General features: G+C 43.7%; 21 protein-coding genes and 2 tRNA genes. 16 read left to right on the top strand and 7 right to left on the bottom strand.

Going from position 1 to position 26,774, the window contains the following annotated elements; translation table 11 throughout:
* Nucleotides 1-111: 111 nt before the first annotated feature.
* The 5 genes from ACVBJC_RS13050 (at nt 112) to ACVBJC_RS13030 (ending at nt 5,093) form a co-directional block, all read left to right on the top strand.
* Nucleotides 112-188: transfer RNA gene (locus tag ACVBJC_RS13050), tRNA-Arg, on the top strand.
* A gap of 8 nt (nt 189-196) precedes the next feature.
* A tRNA-Ser gene (locus ACVBJC_RS13045) sits at nt 197-288 on the top strand.
* A 1,573-nt stretch (nt 289-1,861) separates the two neighbouring features.
* Complete coding sequence (locus tag ACVBJC_RS13040; RefSeq protein ID WP_447161106.1) at nt 1,862-2,110, top strand: OadG family transporter subunit; 249 nt, start codon at nt 1,862-1,864, stop codon at nt 2,108-2,110.
* Between the two features lie 20 nt (nt 2,111-2,130).
* The gene (gene oadA, locus ACVBJC_RS13035; RefSeq protein ID WP_447161107.1) at nt 2,131-3,954 is read left to right on the top strand and encodes a sodium-extruding oxaloacetate decarboxylase subunit alpha; all 1,824 of its coding nucleotides are present in this window, start codon (nt 2,131-2,133) and stop codon (nt 3,952-3,954) included.
* 8 nt (nt 3,955-3,962) lie between these two features.
* Complete coding sequence (locus ACVBJC_RS13030) at nt 3,963-5,093, top strand: sodium ion-translocating decarboxylase subunit beta (RefSeq protein WP_447161108.1); 1,131 nt, start codon at nt 3,963-3,965, stop codon at nt 5,091-5,093.
* Nucleotides 5,094-5,527: 434 nt separating this feature from the next.
* Here ACVBJC_RS13030 and ACVBJC_RS13025 read toward each other — a convergent pair whose 3' ends face one another.
* A complete protein-coding gene (locus tag ACVBJC_RS13025) occupies nt 5,528-5,713 on the bottom strand; it encodes a hypothetical protein (protein WP_447161109.1) in 186 nt (61 codons plus the stop codon).
* 101 nt (nt 5,714-5,814) lie between these two features.
* Nucleotides 5,815-7,065 (bottom strand): dicarboxylate/amino acid:cation symporter, encoded by a 1,251-nt coding sequence (locus tag ACVBJC_RS13020; RefSeq protein WP_447161110.1) that lies wholly within the window; start codon nt 7,063-7,065, stop codon nt 5,815-5,817.
* A gap of 474 nt (nt 7,066-7,539) precedes the next feature.
* Here ACVBJC_RS13020 and ACVBJC_RS13015 point away from each other — a divergent pair, with 474 nt between their 5' ends.
* The 4 genes from ACVBJC_RS13015 (at nt 7,540) to ACVBJC_RS13000 (ending at nt 13,319) form a co-directional block, all read left to right on the top strand.
* Nucleotides 7,540-10,377 (top strand): M16 family metallopeptidase, encoded by a 2,838-nt coding sequence (locus ACVBJC_RS13015; RefSeq protein WP_447161111.1) that lies wholly within the window; start codon nt 7,540-7,542, stop codon nt 10,375-10,377.
* Between the two features lie 145 nt (nt 10,378-10,522).
* Nucleotides 10,523-12,124 carry a glutamate--cysteine ligase gene (gene gshA, locus ACVBJC_RS13010; RefSeq protein ID WP_447161112.1) on the top strand — a complete coding sequence of 534 codons (1,602 nt, stop codon included), beginning with the start codon at nt 10,523-10,525 and terminating at the stop codon, nt 12,122-12,124.
* Nucleotides 12,125-12,126: 2 nt separating this feature from the next.
* A complete protein-coding gene (locus tag ACVBJC_RS13005; RefSeq protein WP_447161113.1) occupies nt 12,127-12,567 on the top strand; it encodes a hypothetical protein in 441 nt (146 codons plus the stop codon).
* 134 nt (nt 12,568-12,701) lie between these two features.
* Nucleotides 12,702-13,319, top strand: a complete 618-nt coding sequence (locus ACVBJC_RS13000; RefSeq protein WP_447161114.1) for a transglycosylase SLT domain-containing protein — start codon at nt 12,702-12,704, stop codon at nt 13,317-13,319.
* A gap of 223 nt (nt 13,320-13,542) precedes the next feature.
* Here the strand turns inward: ACVBJC_RS13000 and ACVBJC_RS12995 are convergent, their stop codons facing one another.
* Entirely contained in the window at nt 13,543-14,811 is a 1,269-nt protein-coding gene (locus ACVBJC_RS12995; protein WP_447161115.1) for a sensor domain-containing diguanylate cyclase, read from the bottom strand.
* A 482-nt stretch (nt 14,812-15,293) separates the two neighbouring features.
* On the opposite strand from ACVBJC_RS12995, the gene purE reads away from it, so the two are divergent.
* The 3 genes from purE (at nt 15,294) to ACVBJC_RS12980 (ending at nt 17,236) form a co-directional block, all read left to right on the top strand.
* Nucleotides 15,294-15,797 (top strand): 5-(carboxyamino)imidazole ribonucleotide mutase, encoded by a 504-nt coding sequence (gene purE / locus ACVBJC_RS12990; RefSeq protein WP_447161116.1) that lies wholly within the window; start codon nt 15,294-15,296, stop codon nt 15,795-15,797.
* Between the two features lie 325 nt (nt 15,798-16,122).
* Nucleotides 16,123-16,677 (top strand): sigma-70 family RNA polymerase sigma factor, encoded by a 555-nt coding sequence (locus ACVBJC_RS12985; protein ID WP_447161202.1) that lies wholly within the window; start codon nt 16,123-16,125, stop codon nt 16,675-16,677.
* Entirely contained in the window at nt 16,670-17,236 is a 567-nt protein-coding gene (locus ACVBJC_RS12980) for a hypothetical protein (protein WP_447161117.1), read from the top strand. The genes ACVBJC_RS12985 and ACVBJC_RS12980 overlap by 8 nt, the downstream gene beginning before the upstream one ends.
* Nucleotides 17,237-17,355: 119 nt before the next feature.
* Here ACVBJC_RS12980 and ACVBJC_RS12975 read toward each other — a convergent pair whose 3' ends face one another.
* Complete coding sequence (locus tag ACVBJC_RS12975) at nt 17,356-17,772, bottom strand: hypothetical protein (RefSeq protein ID WP_447161118.1); 417 nt, start codon at nt 17,770-17,772, stop codon at nt 17,356-17,358.
* 213 nt (nt 17,773-17,985) lie between these two features.
* On the opposite strand from ACVBJC_RS12975, the gene ACVBJC_RS12970 reads away from it, so the two are divergent.
* From ACVBJC_RS12970 to ACVBJC_RS12955, 4 genes are all read left to right on the top strand, one after another.
* Nucleotides 17,986-21,261 (top strand): S41 family peptidase, encoded by a 3,276-nt coding sequence (locus tag ACVBJC_RS12970; protein WP_447161119.1) that lies wholly within the window; start codon nt 17,986-17,988, stop codon nt 21,259-21,261.
* A gap of 375 nt (nt 21,262-21,636) precedes the next feature.
* Nucleotides 21,637-22,782 carry an HlyD family secretion protein gene (locus tag ACVBJC_RS12965; RefSeq protein WP_447161120.1) on the top strand — a complete coding sequence of 382 codons (1,146 nt, stop codon included), beginning with the start codon at nt 21,637-21,639 and terminating at the stop codon, nt 22,780-22,782.
* A complete protein-coding gene (locus ACVBJC_RS12960; RefSeq protein WP_447161121.1) occupies nt 22,772-23,851 on the top strand; it encodes a DUF2955 domain-containing protein in 1,080 nt (359 codons plus the stop codon). The genes ACVBJC_RS12965 and ACVBJC_RS12960 overlap by 11 nt, the downstream gene beginning before the upstream one ends.
* Nucleotides 23,852-24,163: 312 nt before the next feature.
* Complete coding sequence (locus ACVBJC_RS12955; RefSeq protein ID WP_447161122.1) at nt 24,164-24,748, top strand: lipid-binding SYLF domain-containing protein; 585 nt, start codon at nt 24,164-24,166, stop codon at nt 24,746-24,748.
* A gap of 100 nt (nt 24,749-24,848) precedes the next feature.
* On the opposite strand, the gene ACVBJC_RS12950 is transcribed toward ACVBJC_RS12955, so the two are convergent.
* The 3 genes from ACVBJC_RS12950 to ACVBJC_RS12940 form a co-directional block, all read right to left on the bottom strand.
* Nucleotides 24,849-25,295, bottom strand: a complete 447-nt coding sequence (locus tag ACVBJC_RS12950) for an OsmC family protein (RefSeq protein WP_447161123.1) — start codon at nt 25,293-25,295, stop codon at nt 24,849-24,851.
* 436 nt (nt 25,296-25,731) lie between these two features.
* Complete coding sequence (locus ACVBJC_RS12945) at nt 25,732-26,253, bottom strand: hypothetical protein (protein WP_447161124.1); 522 nt, start codon at nt 26,251-26,253, stop codon at nt 25,732-25,734.
* Between the two features lie 187 nt (nt 26,254-26,440).
* Nucleotides 26,441-26,764 carry a DUF3325 domain-containing protein gene (locus tag ACVBJC_RS12940; RefSeq protein ID WP_447161125.1) on the bottom strand — a complete coding sequence of 108 codons (324 nt, stop codon included), beginning with the start codon at nt 26,762-26,764 and terminating at the stop codon, nt 26,441-26,443.
* Nucleotides 26,765-26,774: the final 10 nt, after the last annotated feature.

Raw genomic sequence — 26,774 nt, 5'->3', positions numbered from 1 at the left:
CGGATGTAGCTCAGCTGGATAGAGTACCTGGCTACGAACCAGGCGGTCGGAGGTTCGAATCCTCCCATCCGCACCATATAAAACAAATTAGATACAAGTCGTACCGATTTTGCGCGTGTAGCTCAGCTGGATAGAGTACCTGGCTACGAACCAGGCGGTCGGAGGTTCGAATCCTCCCACGCGCACCATGTTTTGCGGAGAGGTGGCCGAGTGGCCGAAGGCGCTCCCCTGCTAAGGGAGTATGGGCTTTAACTCCCATCGAGGGTTCGAATCCCTCCTTCTCCGCCATTCATTAAAAACAAAAAAACCGCACTAAGTGCGGTTTTTTTGTGTCTGTAATTTACCCTTTTCAGCATTCAGCATCAATTTATAGCGAATTGGTATCGTGCTTGTTGAACATACCTAAGCTTTATTCCAAGGGGGACAATAGCAATCATATTACTCATCCAGTTTTTACAAACTAATTCAATGAGAATAGATGATGAAGTGGGATTCCTTACGAAGTTATTTAATGCTGAAGTAGAAAGTCCAAACCCGCCTTAAAAAATGAGCTTTAACGCTTCATATGCAGCGCTAACAAACATAAACCTAGTTCGATTATGCTCGATACGTCGTAAACACTAATACCAATCAGTATAAAGATTTGGTCGCTCAGCGAGAGTTTAGCGGCACTGAGACAAGGTCATTAAATACTCCTCGGTAACTGCTCCTGCGTTACTCTACCTCCTATATCCATATAGTCGTGCATTAATGACATTCACCACATCTGACCTCCAGGGATGGAGGAAATGTCTTATGTATGTCGGGAACATACAAGACCATGTGGTTTACAACGAGTGAAGAGCATAGTTGAACTAGGTTAAGCTCCCTCTTGTTCCATAAGAGTCACAGGATCAGAGCCGCCAAAACTCGCCATTCTGGCGCGTTTTTGGCTGCCTACTACTGCGTTGAACAACTTCACAAGGAGCAAGCATTCTTTCAGTTATTCGCCTTGAATCAGTTTGCCAAAAAACGTTCTGAGTAGATCAACTTCTTATACTGATTGGTATAAGGTCTTGTATCCCGATTACATAGACATTTCCTCTGGCCATGGGGATCTGATGCAGCGAATTTCATTAATACACTACTGAAAGGATTCAGTAGGCTAAGTAGCGCAGGTGCTGTTACCGAAAATGCTATGCCACCAAACTCGAACCAGTGAGCGATTAACGACCAGTCTCTGATGCGCTAAACGCCGTTGAATGTTCACCGCTTTATACTGCTGAGGATCATTGGCGATACCACGACAATAGCCTCCCTTTATCATCGCTAATCAACTTAATGTAATAGCTATAAAACCCTGATTAATGATATTTACCAAGCAGATTTATAATATCTATCGCTATCAATGCAATCGTCAAAAACTCAATCGCTAAACATCTAAGTTTTCCGTAAATTGCCATTAACTATGTGACTCCACTCAGCGATAAAGCCTAAAAGCTAAATTGCATAAAATTGCAATTTGGCTTTTATCGCTCCTCTCTGTTCTATTTTCTGAATTCATTTTCCAGTAAATGCACTATTAAATTATAAAGAAATGGCCGTGAAAGCTTGTATATTGATGGATATTCAATTTATCGGCTTTAATAGTGATGATTTGTTAGTAGCTATGAGTTTGTGATGATTTTTATGGTATGACCAATTTACAAAGGGGTCGCAATCTTGTTATATATTGGTTATTGTTTTTGTCTGAGGTTGCCATTTGACTGCTAAGCAGTATCTGAAATGAATGGAATGAATTGCATAACATGTGAATGTTAAGTGAATTTATATTGGCTAATCGCCACGTTTGTTCACAATAAAGTGTCTACAAGAGGAAGAGATGGCTTCAATATCTGAACAGTTATATGACGCACTGGGGATCATGGTTCTAGGCATGACACTGGTATTTGTTTTTTTGAGTATGCTCATTTTAGCGATGAATTTGGTTGCTCGAAAATTTGGCCCTTTGCCACAACAAAATATGAGTCAAGGCCCTTCGACTCAACAACAATCGGATCAAGCTGCTGTAAGTCCTTTAATGGCTGCGGTGATCACTGCAGCCATTCATCAGCATCGTAAGAAAGTATAATAAAAGTAGGGAGTATTCGTATGAGCAAGCCATTGGCTTTAACTGATGTGGTCCTAAGAGACGCACACCAATCTATTCTCGCTACTCGTTTGCGTACCGAAGATATGTTACCCATCGCGCCTTTACTCGATAAAGTCGGCTTTTGGTCATTAGAATCATGGGGCGGCGCCACATTTGACTCCTGTATTCGTTATCTTGGAGAAGATCCGTGGGAGCGGATCCGTGAACTGAAAAAGGTAATGCCTAACACCCCTCAACAGATGTTACTACGAGGACAGAATCTGCTGGGTTACCGTCATTATGCCGATGATTTGGTGAATCGCTTTGTTGAAAGAGCTTATACCAATGGTGTTGATGTTTTCCGCGTATTCGATGCGATGAATGATGTGCGTAATCTTGAGACGGCGGTTAAGTCTGTTGTTGAAGTCGGTGGCCACGCCCAAGGAACTCTATCTTATACCACAAGCCCGGTACACAACTTAACTACCTGGGTCGATATGGCTAAGCGCATAGAAGATATGGGGTGTCATTCGCTCTGTATTAAAGATATGGCAGGTTTATTAAAGCCTTTTGAAGCCTTCGATATGATTAGCCAAATCAAATCGCAGACCGATCTCATTGTCTCTTTGCATTGTCATGCAACCACAGGTCTAAGTACTGCTACGTATCAAAAAGCTATAGAAGCGGGTATTGATGTGCTCGATACTGCTATCTCTTCTATGAGCCAAACCTATGGTCATAGCGCAACAGAAACCTTAGTGGCGATGGTTGAAGGAACAGATAGAGCGACAGGTTATGACATGGCCTTGCTGGAAGAGATTGCTGCGTACTTTAGAGTTGTGCGTAAAAAGTATGCCGCATTTGAAGGTGAATTAAAGGGGATCGACTCACGAATTTTACGGGCACAAGTTCCCGGTGGCATGTTAACGAATATGGAAAGCCAGCTAAAAGAGCAAGGTGCTGGCGATAAGTTAGATCTGGTTCTAGAAGAGATCCCTCGCGTTCGTGAAGATTTAGGCTTTTTACCCTTGGTCACGCCGACGTCACAAATTGTGGGTACACAGTCAGTCATTAACGTGCTTACAGGCGAGCGTTATAAGTCGATGACTAAAGAAACTGAAGGGGTGTTGAAAGGTGAGTATGGCGCGACGCCAGCTCCGGTTAACGCTGAGCTGCAACGACGAGTATTGGCTGGCAAAGAGGCTATTACCTGTCGACCAGCAGACCTACTTGAGTCTGAATTAGATAAATTACGCATAGAGCTTAAAGACAAAGCGGCTGCCGATGGTATATCGCTTGCTAAAGAGCTTGATGATGACGTACTTACTTATGCTTTATTCCCACAAATAGGCCTTAAGTTTTTAAGTAATCGCAATAACCCCGATGCGTTTGAACCTAAACCTGACGTGGCTGCTAAAGCGCTTGAAGAGGCTAAAAAGGCGGAGCTTGCTGCTGCCAATAAGCAAGGACCTGAAACCTATACGGTGACCGTACAGGGGCAAAGCTTTGTTGTTGAAGTTGCAGAAGGTGGCGACATTAGCCAAATAACCCCGGCAGAAAACGTTGTGCCGTTTGCAGCGCCAAACCATGGGGCTGCCCATGCACCTGCGATTGTTGATATAGCTGCAGTTAAGCATGAGCAGAATGCTCCGCTTTCAGGCAATATTTTTAAGGTACATGTATCGCCAGGTGATAGTGTCAAAGAGGGCGATGTGGTGATTATTCTTGAAGCGATGAAGATGGAAACGGAAGTGCGCGCCGAAGCTGATGGGGTGATCTCAAAGGTTTGGGTTAAAGAAGGTGATGCAGTCACAGTTGGTAGTCAACTGTTAGCATTGGCGTAGGGGTCATCATGGAAGGATTAATCGCGTTTTGGTCTGAGTCTGGTATTGCTAATTTTACCTTAGGCCAATTGTTGATGATGGGTGTTGGCTGCCTATTGTTATATTTAGCAATTGCAAAGAAGTTTGAGCCTTTGCTACTGCTACCGATTGGATTTGGCGCAATACTGGCCAATATTCCCAACGGTGGGTTTACCGATGAAGGTGGACTACTCTATTTCGCTTATCACGTAGGCATTGAAACTGGGATCTTCCCTCTGCTTATCTTTATGGGAGTCGGGGCGTTAACGGATTTTGGTGCACTTATCGCTAACCCTAAAATGCTGTTACTTGGCGCAGCGGCTCAGTTTGGTATTTTTGCGACCCTTTTAGGGGCTATCGGGCTGAACTTGATCCCAGGGTTTGAGTTCTCGATGACTGACGCGGCAGCCATTGCCATTATTGGTGGGGCAGATGGGCCAACGGCTATTTTCTTAGCCTCTAAACTTGCGCCGGATCTGCTTGGTGCTATTGCCGTTGCCGCATACTCATATATGGCACTGGTACCATTAATTCAACCGCCTATTATGCGTTTGCTTACAACTGAATCTGAGCGTCAAATTAAGATGGAGCAGCTGCGTGAAGTGAGCAAGAAAGAGAAGATCATCTTTCCGCTGATGGTGCTCGGGCTTACCATCTTAGCCTTGCCTGCAGCAACCCCATTGGTTGGCATGTTCTGTCTTGGTAATTTGATGCGTGAATCAGGTGTTGTCGATCGGTTATCAAACACTGCGCAAAATGAACTGATTAATATTGTGACCATATTCTTAGGTCTTGCAGTTGGTTCTAAGCTGTCAGCAGAACAGTTCTTACAGATGGAAACTTTAGGTATTTTAGTACTTGGTGCAGTAGCATTTGCTATTGGTACTGCTACGGGGGTACTTATGGCAAAACTGATGAGCAAACTCTCTGGTGGTAAAATTAATCCATTACTGGGCGCTGCCGGAGTCTCGGCTGTACCGATGGCTGCGCGAGTGGTTAACAAGGTTGGCCTAGAGTCGAATAACCAAAACTTCTTGTTGATGCATGCCATGGGGCCGAATGTTGCTGGTGTATTAGGCAGTGCGGTAGCGGCGGGGGTATTACTGGCGGTTCTTGGCTAACAAGCTTTGACTACTATTTTATGAGTGCTAGTTTAAGACCTATTTTTAGTACTAGCCTGAGCTTTAAGCACTTGTTTGGGTACTAGCTTGAGCATTAGTTTGGGTTAACGGGTTAACGGGTTAACGGGTTAACGGGTTAACGGGTTGACCCATTATTAACTCGTTCTTAGAACTGACAGCCTTGTAGCACATAACCGAAAAGTCCTGCTCTTTAGTAGGACTTTTTTATGCCTTATTTTTCAGTCACTAACGTGCAGTGGTTCGCTTTTAGGCACTAATATTTTTTCACTGAGTTTTAAGTTCCGATGGTTGTGTACGCCAACGGTTTTATAGAACTATGCCTATATTTCATCTTCCTTTCGTGTTGAATGAGCCAACAACACTAGAGTCGAATGCTTTCTTGTACTGATCAATATTAACCTTGTTATAGAGGGTTAATACTTGAGGTTTTGACCCGCAGTGAGCCAGAGTAAAAATACCAGTGCAAAAATGATGGTCAGGCTGATGCCGATGATATAGAGAAACCCCGTCTTTCCTTGCTTTAATGGTACGCCGTTATAGTTAAGAAAAAGTGCCCATGCCAGCGAAAGCAGTATCGGAAGAATGAAGAGTTTTGTCATATCTAAGCGCTCCAAAATAGTCTGTATTCTTAGTAGAATATTGAAAAGTATAAAGTAAAAAGGCCGCGATTGCGGCCTTTTTATTGAATGACAAGTGAGTACTAGTTACTAGCTTGCTCTACAGGGGCATTCTCTTGGGCGTAGAACTGCATTTCATCAAGCTGGCCCTCTGATTTACCAATCACAACGGCGGTCATCATGTCGCCTGTGACGTTCGTTGCTGTGCGGATCATATCGATAATACGGTCGACTGCAGCAATAAAAGCGATACCTTCAAGTGGCAAACCGACAACGCCTAACGTTACTGTTAGCATAACCATTGCGCTGCCGGGTACACCAGCGGTGCCGACAGACGCGACCGTTGCGGTTACAGCGATAAGCATATAGTCAGTCATATCTAATGAAATGCCATAAATCTGGGCGATAAAAATAGCGGCAATAGCAGGGTAAATTCCCCCACAGCCATCCATGTTCATAGTGGCACCTAAGGGCAGCACAAAAGAGCCATAGCGCTTAGAAACGCCCATAGATTCCGTGCAGCGCGTGCTGGCAGGTAAAGTGCCAAAACTTGATGCTGTGGTAAATGCAACGATTTGCGCAGGTATCGCTTTACGGAAAAACTGCATCGGGCTTAACTTGGCGGCAAACTTAATTAAACCACCGTAGACAAAGATAATATGGATCAATGCGGCTAAGTAGATAGCACCGATAAACTTACCTAATGGCAGCAGAGTAGATAAACCGTATTCGCCAACAACCCAAGCCATTAAACCAAATACACCAATTGGGGTAAGTTGTAACACCATACGGGTTAACTGGAACATGACTTCTGCACCCGCTTCGATAGTGCGTTTTAATGGTTCAGCTTTTTCACCTACTTTATTAATCGCAATGCCAATCAAAGCTGCAAATATGATGATCTGCAGTACCTTGCCCTCAGCCAGCGAGGCAAACGGGTTGACAGGGATCATATCTAAAACGACTTGAGCAAATCCAGGTACATTTCGCTCACGAACTTCGGTCGCTACCAGCTCCATGGAACCGCCCATATCGATAACTGAGCCGACAGTTAAGCCTATCAGTGAAGCGATTGTGCCAGTAAACATGAACATGGCTAAGGTTTTAAAGCTGAGTCTTTTTAAACTGACTTGGGAGCCTAGCGAAGTGATACTGACAACGATGGCGCAGAATATTAACGGTGCGACTAACATCTTAATCGCACTAATGAACAGATCGCCCAGCGGTTTAAGTACCGTTGCAGACTCACCAAAAATGACGCCAACGCCGGCGCCTAAGATAAAGGCAGCTAATACTTTCTGCCAAAAAGGGATACTTTTAATTGCTTGCCACATTGTTGAAATTCCAAAAATTTTATTTTTCTAAAGTTACTTTACGGGGGAATCGGTGTTCACTCCAGTAATAGTTTGCAGGCAACCTCTAACAAGGTTTACATTTAGTTACCCAATGATGCTCATTCTATAGATAGTGTGGCGTGTATCACAAACCGATTTGGTTATAACATATTGTGATAAAAGAGTTTGTTTTAATAACTTTAAATTTTAACTTGATTGCAACAAGGTGGTGTTTTTATTTCATCTGTGAAAAAAATTGCATTAATTCACTCGGTAAGGAATTTTACTCCTGATGTTGTTGTCGATAAATAAGTGTATTCTTTGCTTCAATTGTTATTAAAAACGGCATATTTTTAGGTTAATTATTTGAAATTACACCGCTGGTTGTTTTATCTGTAGTGGGTAATACTAGGTGCATTAATATACAGCATGGCAAAAGATGCTAATAACGCCTGTTGGAAAAGGAGAGAGTCATTGAAAAAATGGATATTGGCCGCAGCGGTAAGTGCTGCATTATTGGGATGTGCTGGACAGCAACAAAATTCAATACCGCTACCAGAAGGGGTGGTCTTACTTGAAACGGTAGGTTTTAGTAATGATGAAGTTGGGATCCCATACCGCAAATACCAATTAGCGAATGGCTTGACGGTAATTTTACATGAAGATCACTCAGATCCTTTGGTACATGTTGACGTCACTTACCATGTGGGATCTGGCCGTGAATTAGAAGGACGCTCAGGCTTTGCCCATCTTTTTGAACATATGATGTTCCAAGGTTCTGAAAATGTTGGGGATGAACAGCACTTTAAGATGGTGACTGAGTCTGGCGGTACCTTAAATGGCACCACTAATACCGACCGTACTAACTACTTTGAAACTGTACCGAATAATCAGCTGGAAAAAATGCTCTGGTTAGAATCAGATCGCATGGGCTTTTTCTTGCCAGCATTAACAGAAGAAAAGTTTGAAGTTCAACGCGAGACCGTTAAAAATGAACGCGCCCAACGAGTAGATAATCGCCCATATGGTCGTATGGGGGAGCGTTTCAATCAAGCATTTTACCCACAAGGTCACCCCTATTCATGGCCAGTGATCGGCTGGCCTGAAGATTTAAATCGTGCAGATGTAGAAGATGTTAAGCATTTCTTCCAGCGTTGGTATGGCCCTAATAATGCAACCTTAACCATTGGTGGTGACTTCGACGAGCTGCAAACTCTTGCTTGGGTGAATAAGTACTTCGGTGAGATCCCTGCAGGCCCAGCAGTCGACGCGCCAGTGAAAGAGTTAGTGACTCTTGATGCAACGCGTTACTTGTCGATGGAAGATAGAGTCCACTTACCCTTACTGCGTATTGGTATGCCAACCGTTTATGCCCGCCATGAAGATGAAGCTGCGCTGGATCTGCTATCAAATATCTTAGGTGGCGGTAAGACATCACTATTTTATAAGAACTTAGTCAAAGATGGATTAGCAGTACAAGCGGGTGTAAGTCATCCTTGCCAAGAGCTAGCTTGTCAATTTTCTATGTACGCGTTAGCAAACCCTGCTCGTGGTGGTAACTTAGCTGAAATCGAGCAAGCGATGCAGGACTCTATTGCTGAGTTTGAACAGCGCGGAGTGACCGATGATGATCTTGAAAAAGTTAAAGTTAACTTTGAAGCGGGGGCGATATTCGGCTTGCAGAGCGTACAAGGTAAGGTGGCAAGTCTAGCCTTTAATGAAACCTTCTCTGACAACCCAGATATGATTGGCTTTGATTTGGCTCGTTATGCAAACGTCACCAAAGCTGATGTGATGCGTGTGTTTAACAAATACATCAAAGATAAGCCCATGGTGGTAATGAGCGTCGTGCCCCAGGGGCAAGCTCAACTTATTGCTAAAGCAGATAACTTTGTTGCCCCTGCCGAGGTGGTCGCTTCCGTTGCGGTTGAAAACGTAGCGATTAAGCCACAGCTCACCTCTGCATTTGATAGAAGTATTATTCCAGCAGCAGGTCCAACGCCAGTACTGAGCATGCCTGAGATTTGGACTGGTGAGCTTGCCAATAAAATCCAGGTCATTGGTACTCAGACGAGCGAAACGCCAACGGTTGAAATCGTTATCTATCTTAATGGCGGTCACCGCTTATTAGATGTAAACCAAGCCGGTCTTGCTAGCATGACAGCGTCAATGATGAATGAGTCGAGCAAGAAGCGCAGCTCTGAGGAGCTCACTCAAGCGTTAGAAATGCTAGGCAGCAATGTGAGTTTCAGTGCAAGTGGTTATCAAAGCCAAGTTAAAATCTCATCATTAGCAGCTAATCTTGATAAGACCATGGTCATAGTCAAAGAGAAGCTATTTGTCCCCGGTTTTACCGCTGCCGATTTTGAGCGAGTGAAGCAGCAAAAGTTACAACACTTACAGCGAGAGCTTACCGAGCCTAACTATCTGGCTTCAACGGCGTTTAGCGGTTTGTTATACGGCGAAAATAGCCCATTTGGTGTAAGCTCTGGCGGTTCAATTGCCACTGTTTCAGCAATGACGTTAGATGACGTTAACGCCTTCTATAAGCAGCAATATACCGCAGGTAATGCGCAAATAGTGGCAGTAGGCAGCTTGAATGAAGCGCAGATGCTAGCAAAACTTGCTACGCTTTCTAGTTGGAAGGGGGCCGCAACGCCTTTGCCAGAGCTTGCAGCGTTACCCAAGTTTGAGGGTGGAAAAATCTATATTGTAGATAAGCCAGAAGCGGCCCAATCTGTGATTAAGATTGGCAAGCGTGGACTTAAATATGATGCAACGGGCGAGTTCTTTAAATCGTATTTGATGAACTACCCACTGGGCGGTGCATTCAATAGCCGAATTAACCTCAACCTTCGCGAAGACAAAGGTTACACCTACGGCGCAAGAAGCTATTTCTCAGGTGGCCCAGAACTCGGTTTTTACCAAGCAACGGCTAGCGTGCGTAGTGATGTGACGACAAAGGCACTAATTGAATTTATCAAAGAGATTAATGCTTTTCAGGAAACAGGGATGACAGATAAAGAACTCGAGTTTATGAAGAGTTCAATCTCACAGTCCAAGGCATTAAACTATGAAACGCCATATCAAAAAGCGGGCTTGATGCGTAATATTCAGCGTTATAATTTGGACGATAACTACAGTGAGCAGCAAACTGCAATCACTAACAGTATTGGCCTAAATGAACTCAATCAACTGGCTAAAGAGCAGTTGAATTTAGACGATATGGTGATATTGGTTGTTGGCGACCGGGCTCAAATTGAGTCTGAATTATCAACACTTGGTTATCCAATTGAAATTTTACAGTTGTAAAAGACATAATTAGTCCATATATCCGAGAGATGGTGCTAAATCTATGGCATCATCTCATCGTTTATTATGCTGGCAGTTAACTAAACGCTAATTTGGTACGACTTGAAATTTAAGTTGTCTATAGCGGGTCTGACTGAATTGCTATATGGGTAAAAGTCACGTACTAGAGAGTAATGTATTGAAATCTTTCAATGAATTAGTAGGTAAGTTGTCGGATACGGCAAGTCGTCAAGCGCTAAGAACAATGCAACGAGGCATTGAGCGTGAAGCGTTAAGAATTGAAAAGTCGGGTCATCTAGCGTTGGATAAACATCCACAAGCGTTAGGTTCGGCGTTAACCAATTCGCGGATCACCACAGATTATAGCGAATCCCTACTTGAGTTTATTACTCCTGTTTTTGAAGATATCGATGAATTAGTCGAAGATTTGACCTTAACTCATGCCTATAGTGTCCGGCACTTAAATGGCCAACGACTGTGGCCTGTAAGTATGCCGTGCTACCTTGGCGATGCGGGTGATATCCCCATTGCGGATTACGGTAGTTCTAACACTGGCCAAATGAAACGTTTATATCGTAAAGGGCTGACCTATCGATATGGCGCTCAGATGCAAATTATTTCAGGCGTGCATTTTAATTTTTCTGTTTCAGACCAGCTCTGGGACAGGCTGTATGAGCTATCGGATAAATCTTTAAGCTTAGAGGATTTTATCTCAGAGTCTTATTTCGGTCTCATTCGTAACTATCGTCGCCTAGTCTGGGTATTACCGTATTTATTTGGTGCATCACCAGCGCTTTGCAGCACATTTATTCAAGACCCTAAGACGAATAACTTTCCTTTTGAAGTCATAGGCAATGGCACTTTGTATTTGCCATATGCCACCTCTTTACGGATGAGTGACTTAGGTTATACCAACCAAGAGCAAGACAACTTAAATATTAGTTACAACAGCTTAGCTTGTTACTTGGAAGGGATGAAATCTGCGATTAATATGCCTTCGGCTAATTTCGCAAAAATTGGCGTTAAAGTAGATGGCGAGTATCGTCAGCTTAACGCCAATATTTTACAGATTGAAAATGAATTCTACTCGCCTATACGTGCTAAACGTGTTGCGAAAGGTAATGAGAAACCGTCAGAATCACTTGCTCGAGCAGGGGTTGAGTATATAGAGGTCAGAGCATTAGATGTTAACCCTTATAGCTCAGTGGGTATTGAAAAGTCACAGATCCGTTTCTTAGACCTTTTCTTATTGAACTGCTTATTGCAACCTTCAGCGGCATCTGATGCAAGTGAAGAGGCGGAAATTGCCGCTAACCTACAAGCTGTCGTGCTTGAGGGGCGTAAGCCGGGGCTTATGTTAACCCGTTCAGGTGAGCCGCTGAGCTTAAGTCATTGGCTTGAATCATTGTTTGGTGATCTTAGTGATATCGCTTCACTACTTGACGATGACGGCCGAGATGATTACCTGGTTGCGCTGACTAAGTGGCACAAAGCCGTTAATAATCCAGACGAAACCTTGTCGGGACAAATTATTAAAGGACTAAAACAAGACCAAATAGATCATAGTGACTGGGTGTTACAGCTTGCAGAGCAGTACCATCAAGAACTCAAAAACTATCCTCTGTCAGAGGCTGTGACAATGCGCTATGAGCAAGACGCAGTTGTATCACTCGAGAAACAAGCGAAGCTAGAAGCTGAGCCAAGTGTGAGCTTCGATCAGTTTTTAGTTGATTATTTTAAGGCTTAACCTTGGTGACTAAAGGGTTCAAAAATATATTAAGTTTTACTGCATTGGTATTGCTGGTATCGGGTTGTGCAACTCAACCTGATACCGCCAATCAATGCGGTATCGTTGCGACGTATATGGAGCCCGACCACGACGCTGATATTTATCGCGTCGTGGTAACTCACCTAGATGGAAAGCCTGTTATATCTAAACCTTATTATCGGTTAAGTGTAGGTAAACACACCTTTACTCTTGCTGAGTTGATTGATGCACCGAATTTGAAGGTCAAACTTAGCGCTCGCATCCCTAAAGAGCTTACGGTGAATGTGGCACATAATGAGCGCTATCATATTGGTGCCAAGTTTAATGTCGACAAAGTTTATCGCGGTAATGATAAAGGTTTTTGGCAACCGGAAGTATGGCAACAAGAGCCCCATGACTGTGAGCTTCAACCTGCCCAGTAGGGTGAGGTAATCGCGGTAGGTTCGAGCTACTCTCATCTGATTTACAACACAATTCCCATAACGCTCAATTGCATCTTTAAGCTATCAGTGTGACACTATGGCTTTGCTATTACTGTCTGTTGGTATCTTTTTTTATGAAATGGCCCGCGTTATTTACGACTGTTATTTTAGCGACCCTATTGACTGGGTGCGCGACTCCTCCTCCAAAAGATCCCGAAAATCTTTGTTCGATTTACACAGAGAATCGCTCCTGGTATAGCGCTGCAAAAGATACCCGCGAAAAATGGGGAGTACCGATACATGTTCCTTTAGCCATGATGTATCAAGAGAGCTCTTTTAAGCACAATGCTGCTCCACCGATGGAATATTTTTTAGGCTTTATTCCTATTGGCCGAGCAAGTGATGCTTATGGCTATGCGCAGGCAAAAACCATGACTTGGGATGACTACGTTAAGGAAACTGGTAACTCCTGGTCGAGTCGAAGTAACTTTGATGACGCTATGGATTTTATGGGATGGTTTATTTACAAAACGCACAAAATCAATGGCGTGTCCAAGTGGGATGCTCGTAACCAGTACTTGAATTACCATGAAGGTTGGGGGGGCTATAAACGCAAAACGTATAATCAAAAAGCATGGTTAATCAAGGTTGCTGGCCGTGTAGATGAGCGTTCTAAGCGATATGCAGCCCAATATAGGCAGTGTCAGGAGGATCTCGATTCATCCTGGTTGTGGCGACTGTTTTTTGGGTAGTCGATACTGACCTATCCAGACAAAATGAGAACAGGTTTTAGCACTAATATTTACATCAAGCTCTAAAACTAAAATTAACATCATGCTCTAGAGCTAAGAGTAACAACTAAGCTCTCGAGCCTTGCGTTAAGAAATAAGCGCCAATAAGCAAGTGCCACTAATATAAACGCTAATAAATCGCTAAATGACTTTACATAACAGCCTCTGCATTTGCGGGGGCTTTTTATTGATAATTTGTCTGAGTTGAGGCCTTTTTGCCTCGTTTATGTTGATACATCAGTCTATCAGCCGCTTTAAAGCTGGTATTTAAATCCCCTTGGTAGTCAGCGATGCCGTAACTGAACTGAATATCGGGCATAGATTTATAAGCAGGTTTGTCGCTTAAGTGCTGCTCTGCTAGCATTTGCCTGATCTGTTTAAGATCTTCTTCAAGCTGCTCTAGCGGTCCGTGGCATAGGGCAACAAATTCATCACCTCCATAGCGAGCAATCAAGTGTTTACTATGCCAATGCGTTTTTAGCGTACTAGCAAAATACAACAGGGCTTTATCGCCTGCCTGGTGTCCGTCACTGTCATTAATTACTTTTAGATTATCAAGATCTAACACGACCAAATAACTGCCAAAGTGCGCTTTAATCTTCCAGTTGTTAACTCCTTCTTCAAAGCGTTGACGGTTATAAAGTTGAGTTAAACTATCAAAATTGGCTAATAAGTTAATTTGACGTGTCTTCTGATAAAGCGCAATAGCATTCGCCGCTTCATGAGTTAGGATTGCCACCAAGTTTCTGTCGTAATGACTAAAAGCGTTAATTCTTGCACTGTCTAAATTCAGCATGCCATAGAGAGCACCGTCGATATGTATTGGGCTGGATAAGGTTGAACGAATAGGTGCCTCAGGTGCGGTGAGCAAGACTTGTTGTTCGGCGGTGCTTAGGGTGCTATGGGCATTGATATTGGCCATATCATCGATGACTACGACTCGGTCACATTTGCCTTTGGTCAGCAGGTATTCGAAAGACTGGCTGAGATTGAATTTAACTTGTCTGAGCTTGTTGATATCAATGCCGACGGTGGACTCAAAGTGCAACTCCCCAGTGTTGGCATCCACTTTTATAATCGATCCCATCTCAGCGCCATCAATACTACTGACAGATTTCTTGAGTAACGCATCAAGAAAGGCGCGCTCATCTTGGTAACGATTAGCAATATTGACCAATGCAAAGGTGGTATCGTTAACATGAATGACCTGCTGAAGATGCTCCCATAATCGGTTCAATCGACCTTGATGGAAGTAATAACTTAAGCTGTAACCTAATAAATAGATAATTGCGACTAAGACTAAGTTAGCGACAGAATTTGGCGTCGGGCTGATACGAAAGAAAATGCCCCAGCCGATGAGGAGTAATAGCATTGGAGTTCCTAAAAGCGCGAGATGCGTTTTTAGACCGACAGAGTCTATCTTTTTTTTCTTCAAGCTATCTTTAATGGGCATTATGAATATCCTTATTCGTAAATCTCACCATTGATGTGCCGTCGATGTCGCTTAAAAAGTGCTTATATTCAGCTTTATGACTCACTTTCCACTCTCATTTCTAATTCACTTATAAATCGACACTACCTATATACAAGTAAAATACACTGCTGACAACGTCGAGTATCGTACTAAATCTCATCTCATACTATATACATAAAGCCGGGTAGGTTTAGAACTTAATATCTAGCATTCTTTCCTGCTAAATTTCGCAACTACTTTACCACTAAATTAGTGCTGAATTAACCAGGAGTTATCAATTTTTAAGCTGTTAATTAACCATGCGCTTGTTTGCTACACATATGTATTAATAAGTGATTTTCAGCTTTTGAAAACCCAGTGATAACGGCGTTGCAGGCTTAGGGGAAGCCTGTTTACTCAATGCGCTTAATGTCATTATAATGCGCGCAAATATAATAATGCACCGCCCTACAGGACTTAACATGAGCCAACCATTTGTTGCAGTATTAATGGGGTCAGATTCAGATCTGCCTACAATGCAAGCCACCCTCGATGTGCTTAACACTTTCGGAATTAAGTTTGAAGCAAAAGTGACTTCGGCTCACCGAACGCCTGCAGCTACGCATAGCTACGTAACTGATGCAGAAGCGCGTGGTTGTAAAGTCTTTATTTGTGCAGCAGGTCTTGCTGCGCACCTAGCTGGTGCGGTCGCGGGTATTACGACTCGCCCTGTTATCGGTGTACCAATTGATTGCGGCCCACTACAAGGACACGATGCACTTTTATCGACAGTGATGATGCCTGGCGGCGTACCTGTAGCAACGGTGGCTATCGGTAGCGCAGGCGCTAAAAATGCAGGTTATCTTGCCGCGCAAATGTTAGCCGTTGGCGATGATGCCCTTGCTGTGGCCGTTAAAGAAGAGCGTGCTAAGTCTGCTGAAGCTGTTGCAGCTAAAGATGCCGCTCTACAAGCCAAGCTCGCTTAAGTTAATCAGTCTATTCTGAATACGTCTGTTAGCAATGAAATGCCGCTAAGATAGTTTTTCTGTGCGGCACTTTTATGGGTTACGTTCTTCACGCCACTTAGTCATATTGCTGTTAATTCTTGTCTCAGATTGCTGTTCTTCACTATTATGGCTAATGCTAGCCACCTCATAAGTTATTGCTTGAGCTAAGCACTTGCAATATAAGTTTAACTGGACAAAGCTTAGCGGTCGAAAATGTCCAAAATTTTTAGCTAAGGAAGATACTGTGGAGCAACCTTTGCCCTCATCCCAAGGCTCTCTAGAGCTCGATGCCGATCACGTTTTGATGCTGCAATATGCAGCAGGCAGTAGCCATGCGTTTGAGCTACTTTATCGTAAGCACAAAGGGCCACTATATCGGTATTTTGTTCGACAGATCCACGACCCGCAATTGGCTGAAGATCTCTACCAAGAAACCTGGAGTCGAGTGATTAAAGCTGCCAGCCTCTATGAAACCAGCGCAAAATTCACTACCTGGTTATATCGCATTGCTCATAATTTGATTGTTGATCATGTCAGGGCCGTTAAACCGGTAAGTAATTTCAGTGATGTTTTTGAGCCAGAGCAAGATGCTGAGACTCAACTGAGTAATGATACCTTTAATCCTGAAGGGCTAATGTTGGATAATCAAAAAGCAAACTTGCTTAAAGGCTGCGTGGCGAACTTACCACAAGTGCAAAAAGAGGCATTTTTGCTAAATGTAGAGATGGGCTTTACGGCGGCAATCATTGCCGATATCGCAGGCGCGACGCTAGAGGCGACTAAAAGTCGCATTCGTTACGCTTATAAAGGGCTTAAGGATTGTGTCGACTTAAAATGGCAAGGAGCTAATCATGACTGATAAAGAGCATGAAGCAAACGAAGTTGAAATTAAGTCACTTTATCAAAAAATGACTCAGGAGCAGCCATCAAGTGAACTTGATGAACAGATCCTTAATCTGGCGCGTAGCCGAATAAAGAAGCCTTTACAGAGTCAGTCTTTTTGGCGTAAATATCGCTGGCCATTATCTTCAGCAGCCTCGGTATTGGTCGTGGTGACATTGTTTGTCATAAATCCAGCAATGAAAAAGGGTGATGTATTAGAGCAGGGGCAGCCGGTCATGATGTCATCTCCGCCTAAGCCACAGATGATGCGTTCGATGGATAATCCTAGCCAATTGGCGGAGCAACCAGATGACAAAGCTGCTTGGGTCAAACAGGGCAAAGAATTTATGGCCGCAGACGCTGTCTTAATCGCACAACTTGATAATATTGAGCAGTTGATCAGAGCTAAAGAGATAGCCAAGGCTCAGCGTTTACTGACGCTGTTAGCTGAACAACAACCGCAGTTGCTACAGGCGACGCACTCGCTTAACGCGAGGTACCTTAAGTTACAAAAAGCTGTTATGTCTGGCCATTAACTAGCGCTCAGAACTCTCGTTTTTTAACGCTAGAACGATAAAGCCCGCTTTTAAGCGGGCTTTATTTTATCTCTATATTGCTAGAGGATAGAGAGCACTTTAACCTAGCACAGATGGGTTTAAAGTGATTTAAACCCGTCCCAGATCCCAAGAGAGGTCTCCTCTAGAAGATCGATACCCAGCATAGATTTTAACAAGTAGAGTAGTAGCAAGCCAAGTGCGACCGAGGTTAAGATAAACACCAGTATGCACAGAGCAAATAGTGCTAATGAAAGCTGCTTCTCTTTGCGGCTATATGCACGCTTGTTACGGCCAAATAGGAACACATAAAAGAATCGCCAGCCAATAAAGGGCAAATAGAAACTGCCACGTTTATCTATCATCTGCTTCTGCCATTTGTTATTGCGTAATGCTCGTCTCATATAGAGCAGTTGTGACTCTGAAAAACTATCGGCATGGATCTTGGGTATATTGCCCAATGCTCGAATCACGTTTGGGTCATCTCTAAATGATGGACGGACATAGTCTTTAGACATTCATACCTCATACATTAACGGTGCTTGTTTAAGCGTAGCCGTTACTGATTAAGTAAAATTGAGCAAGTTTGGCTCAATTTTACTTAAGGGCTGAGAAACACATTTGCTAATACTTATTCAGTAGTATTTTGCTGATGCTTTGTAAATTTTTTGCTACCTTGTGGCCTTAAATTTATTTGTTTAATAACAATAACAACAGGATTGCTAGCTCAGATGAAACTTCGTCACTCTCTTGCATGCTGCATGCTCGCCTTAGGCACATTTAATGTATTCCCCTCTTTTGCCTCACAGTCCATGGTCAAACCTGGTTATTTTCGTGCGCCAGCATTAAACCTACAAACCTTGGTCTTTACGGCCGAAGGCGATCTTTGGACTCAGTCATTAGGTGACTCTCAAGCGACGCGTCTAACGAGTTTACCTGCACAAGAATTGGGGGCTACAATCTCCCCCGATGGAAAATCAGTAGCGTACGTGGCTAATTATGAAGGCTCATCTGAAGTTTACGTTATTCCTATTACGGGTGGGCAAGCTAAGCGTGTCAGCTTTGAAAATAGTCGAGTTCGCGTTCAAGGCTGGACCGCTGACGGTAAGGTGCTTTACTCAACCGACAATGCATTTGGCCCAGCGAATTATTGGGTACTTCGAACCGTTGATCCAAAGACCCTGTTAACGACTGATTTACCGCTTGCCGATGCCATAGAAGGGGCGATTGATGATAAAGGTGAATATGTCTATTTCACCCGCTTTGGTCTGCAAACTACAGGTGATAATGCCAAGGTATATCGCGGTGGAGCTAAAGGTGAACTGTGGAAATTCAAGCTAGGCAGCACACAAGAAGCTACGCCATTGACTCAGGGTCATCAAGGCTCTGTCAGGCAACCTATGTTGTGGCAATCTCGCTTGTATTTTATTAGTGACAGCGACGGCAATGATAACATCTGGTCTATGTCTACCGCGGGGAATGATCTTAAGCAGCACACTCATTACACAGACTGGCAAGTACGTGCTGCAAGATTAAATCAAGGCCGCATAGTGTTTCAACAAGGCGCCGATATTAAATTGTTTGATATCGCTTCAGCCAAAGAGCAAATCCTTGATATTAATCTTATCTCTGACTTTGCACAAAAGCGTGAGCATTGGGTCAAGGAGCCGATGAAATACGCAACAGCCACAACTTTTTCACCTAAAGGGGATAAGGTGGCTATTACCGCGAGAAGCAATGTGGCTATTGCGGGTACAGATGGGCAACGTCTGATTGAAATAGCATTGCCAGGTCACAGCCGAGTTAGTCATGCTGTAATGAGCCAAGATGGTCATTGGGTTTACGCGATTAGTGATGCATCGGGAGAGCAAGAACTATGGCGATATGCCGCCGATGGCAGTGACAACGCTAAGCAACTCACTAAAGACGGTAAAACCTTAAGGCTTAACCTGCACTTATCTCCGGATGGACGTTACCTTGCCCACGATGATTACGACGGTAATGTTTGGTTGTTCGATGTGAAAAAAGGCAGTAACAAGAAAATAATCACTCAAGGTGAGGGGTTAGGGCCATACGCCGATATTGTTTGGTCTGGCGATAGCCGTTTTATTGCGTTAACGAAAGCTGAGATGGGCAAGGCGCGTCCTCAAATAGTGTTGTACTCGCTAAAAGAGCATCGTGCTGAGTCGTTAACGAGTGATAAGTATGAGTCTTTTTCACCAAGCTTTAGTGTTGATGGTGACTGGCTATATTTCCTATCAAATAGAAAGTTTGTTTCTACTCCTAGCTCACCTTGGGGCGACAGAAACCTAGGCCCTATGTTCAATAAGCGCACGCAGGTGTTTGCAATTGCATTGAATGAGGACGCGCGATTTGCATTTCAAAAGCCTAATGAGCTGATGTCTGAACCGGCAAAGCCAGATGATGAGGTAGAGACTCAAGTCGATTGGGAGGGCTTATCGAGTCGATTATGGCAAGTTCCGGTTGCTGCGGGTAACTACGATTCTTTGCAGATGGCAAAAGATAAGTTTTACCTACTCGATAGCACTATGAGTGGCAAGTCGACACTCAAGCTCGTCAAGTTCGATCCGCTCAGTCCAAAAGTTGACACTTTTTCTGCAGATGTAGGCGAGTTCAAGCTGTCTCAAGATGGCGAGAAGCTCTTTATTCGTAAGCAATCTAAGCAAGGCAGTGAGATGTTAATTGTCGATGCTGGAGATAAGCTTCCTAAAGAGCTTAAGCATACCAAGGTACAAACAGATTTATGGCAACTTGCCATTGAGCCAGCAGCAGAATGGCAACAGATGTTTGAAGATGCATGGTTAATGCACCGTGACTCATTTTATGACAAGAGCATGCGCGGCTTAGACTGGCAAGCCACTAAGGCGAAATATCAGCCATTGGTAGAGCGACTAACCGATCGCCATGAGCTCAATGATCTCTTTATGCAGATGATGGGCGAGCTTGACTCTCTTCATTCTCAAGTGCGTGGTGGCGACTTTGCCAAAGATCTCGATAAAGCTAAATCGGCCAGCTTAGGCGCGCGACTCGAGCAGACTAAAACTGGCGTTGTTATCGAGCATATATATCAGGGCGATCCTGAATTGCCGGAACAAGCAGCTCCACTTAAACAGATGGGCGTTAATGCTAAAGTCGGTGATGTGATAGTCGCTATCAATGCTAAGAAGCTAAGCAATATAGCCGATGTCACTAAGCTTTTACGTAACCAAAGTGGCAAACAGGTACTACTGACGCTAAAGCGTGGCGGTAAAACACACCAAACAATTATTAAACCTATCAGTCCATCTAAAAATGCCAAGCTGAGATACTTAGACTGGGTGCACCATAATAGTGAACAAGTGTCTAATAACAGTGACGGCAAGATAGGTTACTTGCATTTATACGCCATGGGCAGCGGTGATATAGCCAGCTTTGCAAGAGAGTTTTATGCCAACGTTGATAAAGACGGCTTGATCATCGATGTGCGTCGAAACCGCGGTGGTAATATTGATAGTTGGATCATCGAAAAATTACTGCGCCGGACTTGGGCATTTTGGGCTCCGACTCATGGTACGCCATCTGGAAATATGCAGCAGACCTTTAAAGGGCAACTTGTTGTATTAACTGACCAGCTGACTTACTCAGATGGTGAAACCTTCTCTGCTGGAGTTAAAGCACTGGGTATTGCGCCATTAATAGGTAAGCAAACTGCAGGCGCTGGAGTGTGGTTGTCTGGGCGTAACTCGCTCACTGACCGAGGTATGGCACGTGTTGCCGAGTACCCACAATATGCAATGGATGGAAGTTGGATTATTGAAGGCCGTGGTGTCAGCCCCGACATCGAGGTGAATAACTTACCTTACGCGACATTTAACGGTACAGATGCGCAATTAAACAAGGCGGTAAGCTATTTGAAAGAGGCTCTTGATAAGCAACCGGTTACCGAGTTCAACCCTAAGCCAATGCCCAAAAAAGGCATGGCTGAAGATGTAAATAAAGCATTTTAATGTACGCTAGTGCTTGTTTCTATCAAGCATGGCAACAGTGAAGTTTAGGGCGTTATTGGCGAAGCAGTTCCCAGGTCAATAACGCCTATTTTTATGGTAAAAATACACAATAGGATACACAATCCCGCATGAGTCTCCTGGCCCGTCATATATCGCTACCGACATTCTAGAAGTGTCCAATTCTGCTCGTGTTTTTAATTAAACCTTAAGTAAATTGCTGATAAATTAATTTGATAAAACGGTTGAATGTTGTCTGTTCAAGACACTAAACTGATTAAAAAGTAGCTCAGGCGATTTGAGTGTTAATAGGCTTTAATACTGAGTACCTGTCTGACGGCGGTTAGTGCAGGATTATCGGTGACCAAAGGGATGAGTATGACGGAAGATAAGGGTGTGAGTGCTAACGAGGATGCAGCGAGTAACGAGCAGAATAAAGAGGTCGAGCAAACCGAAAACAAGAAGAACACTAAAATTCGCAAAGCGACTAATATCATCTTAATAGTTGTCAGTTGTTTATTTGTATTTCACCTTGTCGCCGACAGGTTTATTCCATCAACCGATCTAGGTCGAATTCGTGGCTATGTGGTGCCCATCAGTCCTCAAGTCTCGGGTGAAATAATTGATATTTTAGTCGAGCCTAACACGTTAATAAAAGAGGGAGATGTACTGGCGAAAATTAATCCCCAGGACTATGAAATTGCACTAGATCAAGCAGAGCAATCCCTAAAGAAAGCGGGTCAAAATGTTGGTGCACAGACAGCCAATGTAGCCGCTGCTCAAGCGAAAGTGACGAATGCCCAAGCCAATTTAACCAATGCCCAAGTTCAGTCAAAGCGTATTTTTGCCATGGTTGATAAAGCGGTGATGTCCCAAGCCGATGCAGATAATGCCCGTGCTGAGCTGACAAAGGCTGAAGCGGGTGTTGCGAGTGCCAAAGCTGATCTGGCTAAAGCCAAGGAGCGTTTAGGTGCAGAAGGGGAGAATAACACCAATGTTAAATCAGCCTTGTTAAGCCTAGAGACTGCCCAAATCAATTTGGCTCGAACATCGATTGTTGCGCCCACTGATGGTGTGGCGTCAAACTTTAGATTAAAAGAGGGCGTTTATGCCAGTGCCGGTCAACCAGTGATGACCTTTATTTCATCTGAAGGCGTATGGATTGAGGCCTACTTTAGGGAAAACAGCTTAGGTAATATGAAGGCGGGAGATGATGTCGAGTTTGCTCTTGATTATGCGCCAGGAGAAGTCTTTAAAGCCAAAGTCGGCAGTATCGATTACGGAGTCGATTGGGGCCAGAGTGAGCAGACGGGCAAACTGGCACAGGTATCAGGCCAAACTGGGTGGCTACGCCAATCTCAGCGCTTTCCGGTGACGATTGTACTACCTGTAGATGAAGCCGTAGGGTTAAGACGTGTTGGTGGTCAAGCCGATGTGATCGTCTATACCAGCGACAACAGTATTATTAACCTGTTTGGTAAATTTTGGATCCGTGTGGTGAGTTGGTTCTCTTATGTCAGATAAAGATCTCTCTACTCGTGATTTAGCTGAGGCAGGTGCCAACCCTAGGTCTGGAGTGACAGCGGAGGCTATCTATACTCGGCGTGTACTGCGCTTTACTCTTGGCATTGGTCTCGCGGTAGCGGTGTCTGCTATTTGGGCTTGGCCACTCGCCTTTATTGTACCGGTATTTGTCGCCAAGTTTTTAGTCGACAGGCAAGAACCCACAATACAGACGGTTTATGAGCTACTCATTTCTATGCTCTGTACCATAGGCTTAGCTTGGTTGGTGAGTTTTGGCCCAACTCAATATCCCATTGTGTTGCTACCACTGCTGGCGATGATGATGTTATGGGGCTATTACCTCTTTAGCGATCCTAAATGGAATTTCTTCGCCACTATTTTTATTGTCGCGACCTTACTGCTGCCTTACCTGAGCCTACTTCAGCCTGGCGCTGCGATCATCGTTGGCGTGGGCTTGAGTTTTTCAGGTGTCGTGGCGGTGGCAATATTTGCACTACTGCATGCTTTATTGCCCGATCTTTCTCCTAAAAAAGAGCAGCTAGCGAGCGCACAGCAGAGCCATGATGAACGCACTCATGAAGCATTTCGGGCGTTAATTATCGCTTTCCCTGTGATCTGTTTTTTCTATTTTTTAGAAATTTCGGGTGCGTTGTTGACCATGATTTTTATTGCCATCTTGTCATTGCAAGCAGCGGGAGCGAAAAGTATTAAGGTGAGTTTATTCTTACTGGTAACCAATGGCATTGGTGGGGCTTTAGCAGTCGTATTTTATAACTTACTGACTATCGTGCCTGAACTGCAATTTTATATCGGTATGTCGATGTTAGCGGCTTTGTTCTTTGGGCAAAAAATTTATGCCGACCCCGCAAAAGCGCCTCTTTATGCAGGGATCTTATCGGCGTTGCTGGTGGTCGTTGGCTCTACGGCGTCTTCTACAGACAAAGATGTTGCGGTGAATTTTTATCTTAGGATTTTGCAACTATTTCTAGTGGGGGTTTACATGATTTTTGCCTCTTTCTTTTTGGAATCCCGAGATTGGACGTTTTTAAAGAAGCGTAATAGCCTTTAGCTTTTTACTCGTTAAGCCCAGCGGTTTATCTAAGCTGGTTACATTAGTTTATACCTAAGGGTTTATCTTAATCGTTACAAAAGGGATCGATTGCTTAAGGAGATAGGTCGCGAGATAGGAACATCAAATGAGCAGAATTGGAATGACAATTGGCCATAGGCTTGATCAAGCCGCCATTAAGCTTGATTGTGATATATAGCTGAATCAACAACTTGTTTCCTGTGCTATATGTTAAAAGGCGCTGAAATAAATAATGGATTTAACTAAGCCTTGTTTAATTAATCTTCAATTTTTATCGATAAGGATGAAACTATGTTTCGAACCAATATACTAAAGCTCGCAGCTGTCACTTTTCCTGTATTACTCGTCGGTTGTGCTACGGGTGATACCCCTGAAGCGAAAAAAATGCATGCCAGAGAGGAGACTCAGTCAGCGCTACAGGAGATTTATAATGAACATCCAGCGGCTAAGACTGCTGTGGCTAACTCTGTCGGCTATGTCGTTTGTACTGGTAGTAATAGCTACCTGTTTGCTTTGTCGACAGGTGGTGGGATCTGTGTTTTACATGAGGGCAGCAAGCTTTCTTACTATCGATTTGCAACAGGTGGTGTTGGAGCCGGTATTGGCTGGAAACAAGTGGCTTTTGTACAAGCCTTTACTCAGCGTGATGCGCTCACTCGTTTTAAAGAGTCTGGTTACGAAGGACAGGCGCAAGCTGAGGCAAGTGCCGAATATGAAGGCAGTGGCGAACAAGCATCGGCTAACCAATCAGTTGATGTGTCAGGTGTTAAGACCTATCAAGTTAACTTAATGGGCGCAGCCGCTCAAGCCACAGTGCAGGGCTATAAGTATTGGGAAACCGACTTTACCGATGACTTTGTTGAGAATGATGGCTAACGCTTATTTGTGTTTGACGAATGAAAAAAGCTAGGTGATGACCTCGCTTTTTTCATTCAGCCTAAACTCGACAATCTCGCGGCTGGCAGGCCTTGTTCTGTTAGTATTTTATTTCAAAGAGCGTCTCAGGATTAAGGCTATTGGCAATGAAGCAATTGCTGTGAGACTTGTCATGGATCTTCGCTATCACGTCAGCGGTCACTTCTTCTGCAAACTCTATTTTTGGTTGTAACACAATCTTATTGATAAACAGCTTACCCGCTGCATTTTTGCCTAGCTCTGCGTATGCATCATCTTGATAAGAGGTGATAGGTAAACGCTTGAGATGGGCAATGGTTAAAAATGTCAGCATGTGGCAGGACGAGAGTGCTGCGAGTAGGCTTTCCTCTGGATTAATTTTGTCGGTACTGCCGTTGTACTCAGGTGCCGAAGATGCATTTACTTGCTGGCCACTGCCAAAGGTAATGCAGTGATCACGGTTAAAACTCTGGGGATCATCAATAGGTTCCTCTGCGGCAATCCAGTTGAGGTTAATTCTAAAGCTCATATGGCTAACTCTTTAATTAGATGTACGTGACAGCGACTAGGTTTAATCGATTAGGCTTAACTTTTCCAGTCAATATTGTATTGCTTAAAAAAAACTAAAGTTCAGCATACTCTTGGTAGGGGGAGATTCGTTTGATTTTAATCAAGGGTAAGTGATTAGCTTTAGCTGATAAGTTTAATCATCATTGGTTAATCTTGGAGTGCAGAGTGCAGAGTGCAGAGTGCAGAGTGCAGAGTGCAGAGTGCAGAGTGCAGAGTGCAGAGTGCAGAGTGCAGAGTACAGAGTACAGAGTACAGAGTCTGAAAAAGTTAGGATGAGGTTTTAGCGAATTATACATCCATGTTGAGATTTTTAGTCTGTTGTAGATATCAGATATTGTATAAGCGCCAAATGAATACATATGGCTCATACATTGTGCTTTTATTGATACGGTCGATTAAGATAATTCATTAAGGCTTTTAGTCGTATCAACATATGTTTGCATGCTTGTGACTTGCTGTTGCTGGGCTTTTACGTTTACCGTTGCAGCACGAGCGTCATCATTATTCGATAGATAATATGCAGTCGCGGGAGATACTCCATTGTTATTTCCTGTTGCTATATTAGCCATGTCTGAATAGAACTGATACTGCATTTTGGCTTTCTTATATTCTACATATACCTCAACTTTTTCTCCCTCATTTGGCAAGGTGGATGGAGCTGGTCGCGTTTGTGCATCACCAGAGTTAGGGCTTTTGTTTGCAAGCTCAAGCGCTTGTGGGCTAAGGGTTACAGTATCGAGTGGTAGGCTTTTCGGCGTTACATTGAGACTCTTTGCACTTGCGTGCAGCAGGTTTTCGCTCGCGGGTGTGGCTGTGCGTGATTGCGCTAAATTTGATGGTGCTAAGTGTGATTGATGCTGATTTATTTGAGTCTGTTCGGCACTCAATGGTGACGGTGTAGAGTGAGCAACAAGCATAGAACCTCAGTCATAAATATATTTATATGGCTGTATTCTAAAACCATTTTACTGTACATAAGCTGAACCATCATTGAAACGATGAGCTCAGCAGATATTCAATAAGTCTGATATTAAAATAATATTTTACTAAACGGTATAAAGAATTTTGTACCTCATGATTGCGAAACTCGCCTCTTTATACTGATTAGTATAAGACCAGAATAGTGCTAAATAGTGTGCTTAGTGCCATGGAATAAGGCAGAAACTTAGCGCGATAACTTAGCATTAAGATGACTAACAGCCCGGCGAATGACAATAAACCGAAGAATAGGATGCTGCCATAAGCAGCGCCTTGGGCTGTTATACACCCCCAGTAAATACTCGCGATACCTACCCAGCCGCCAATATAGAGTAACTTAGCTTGTTGAGGACTTGGCGCATTGCCAAATGTATCTCGGTAGTGAGAAAACATAGCCAGCGCAAATAGTCCAAATGCAAGATAACTAAATCCTAAAAGACTTAAGATCACGGCTTATATT

The organism is Shewanella sp. 0m-6 (assembly GCF_052977325.1).
Note: the sequence above shows the minus strand (reverse complement) of the source record. Positions and strands in the feature narration are given on the sequence as shown.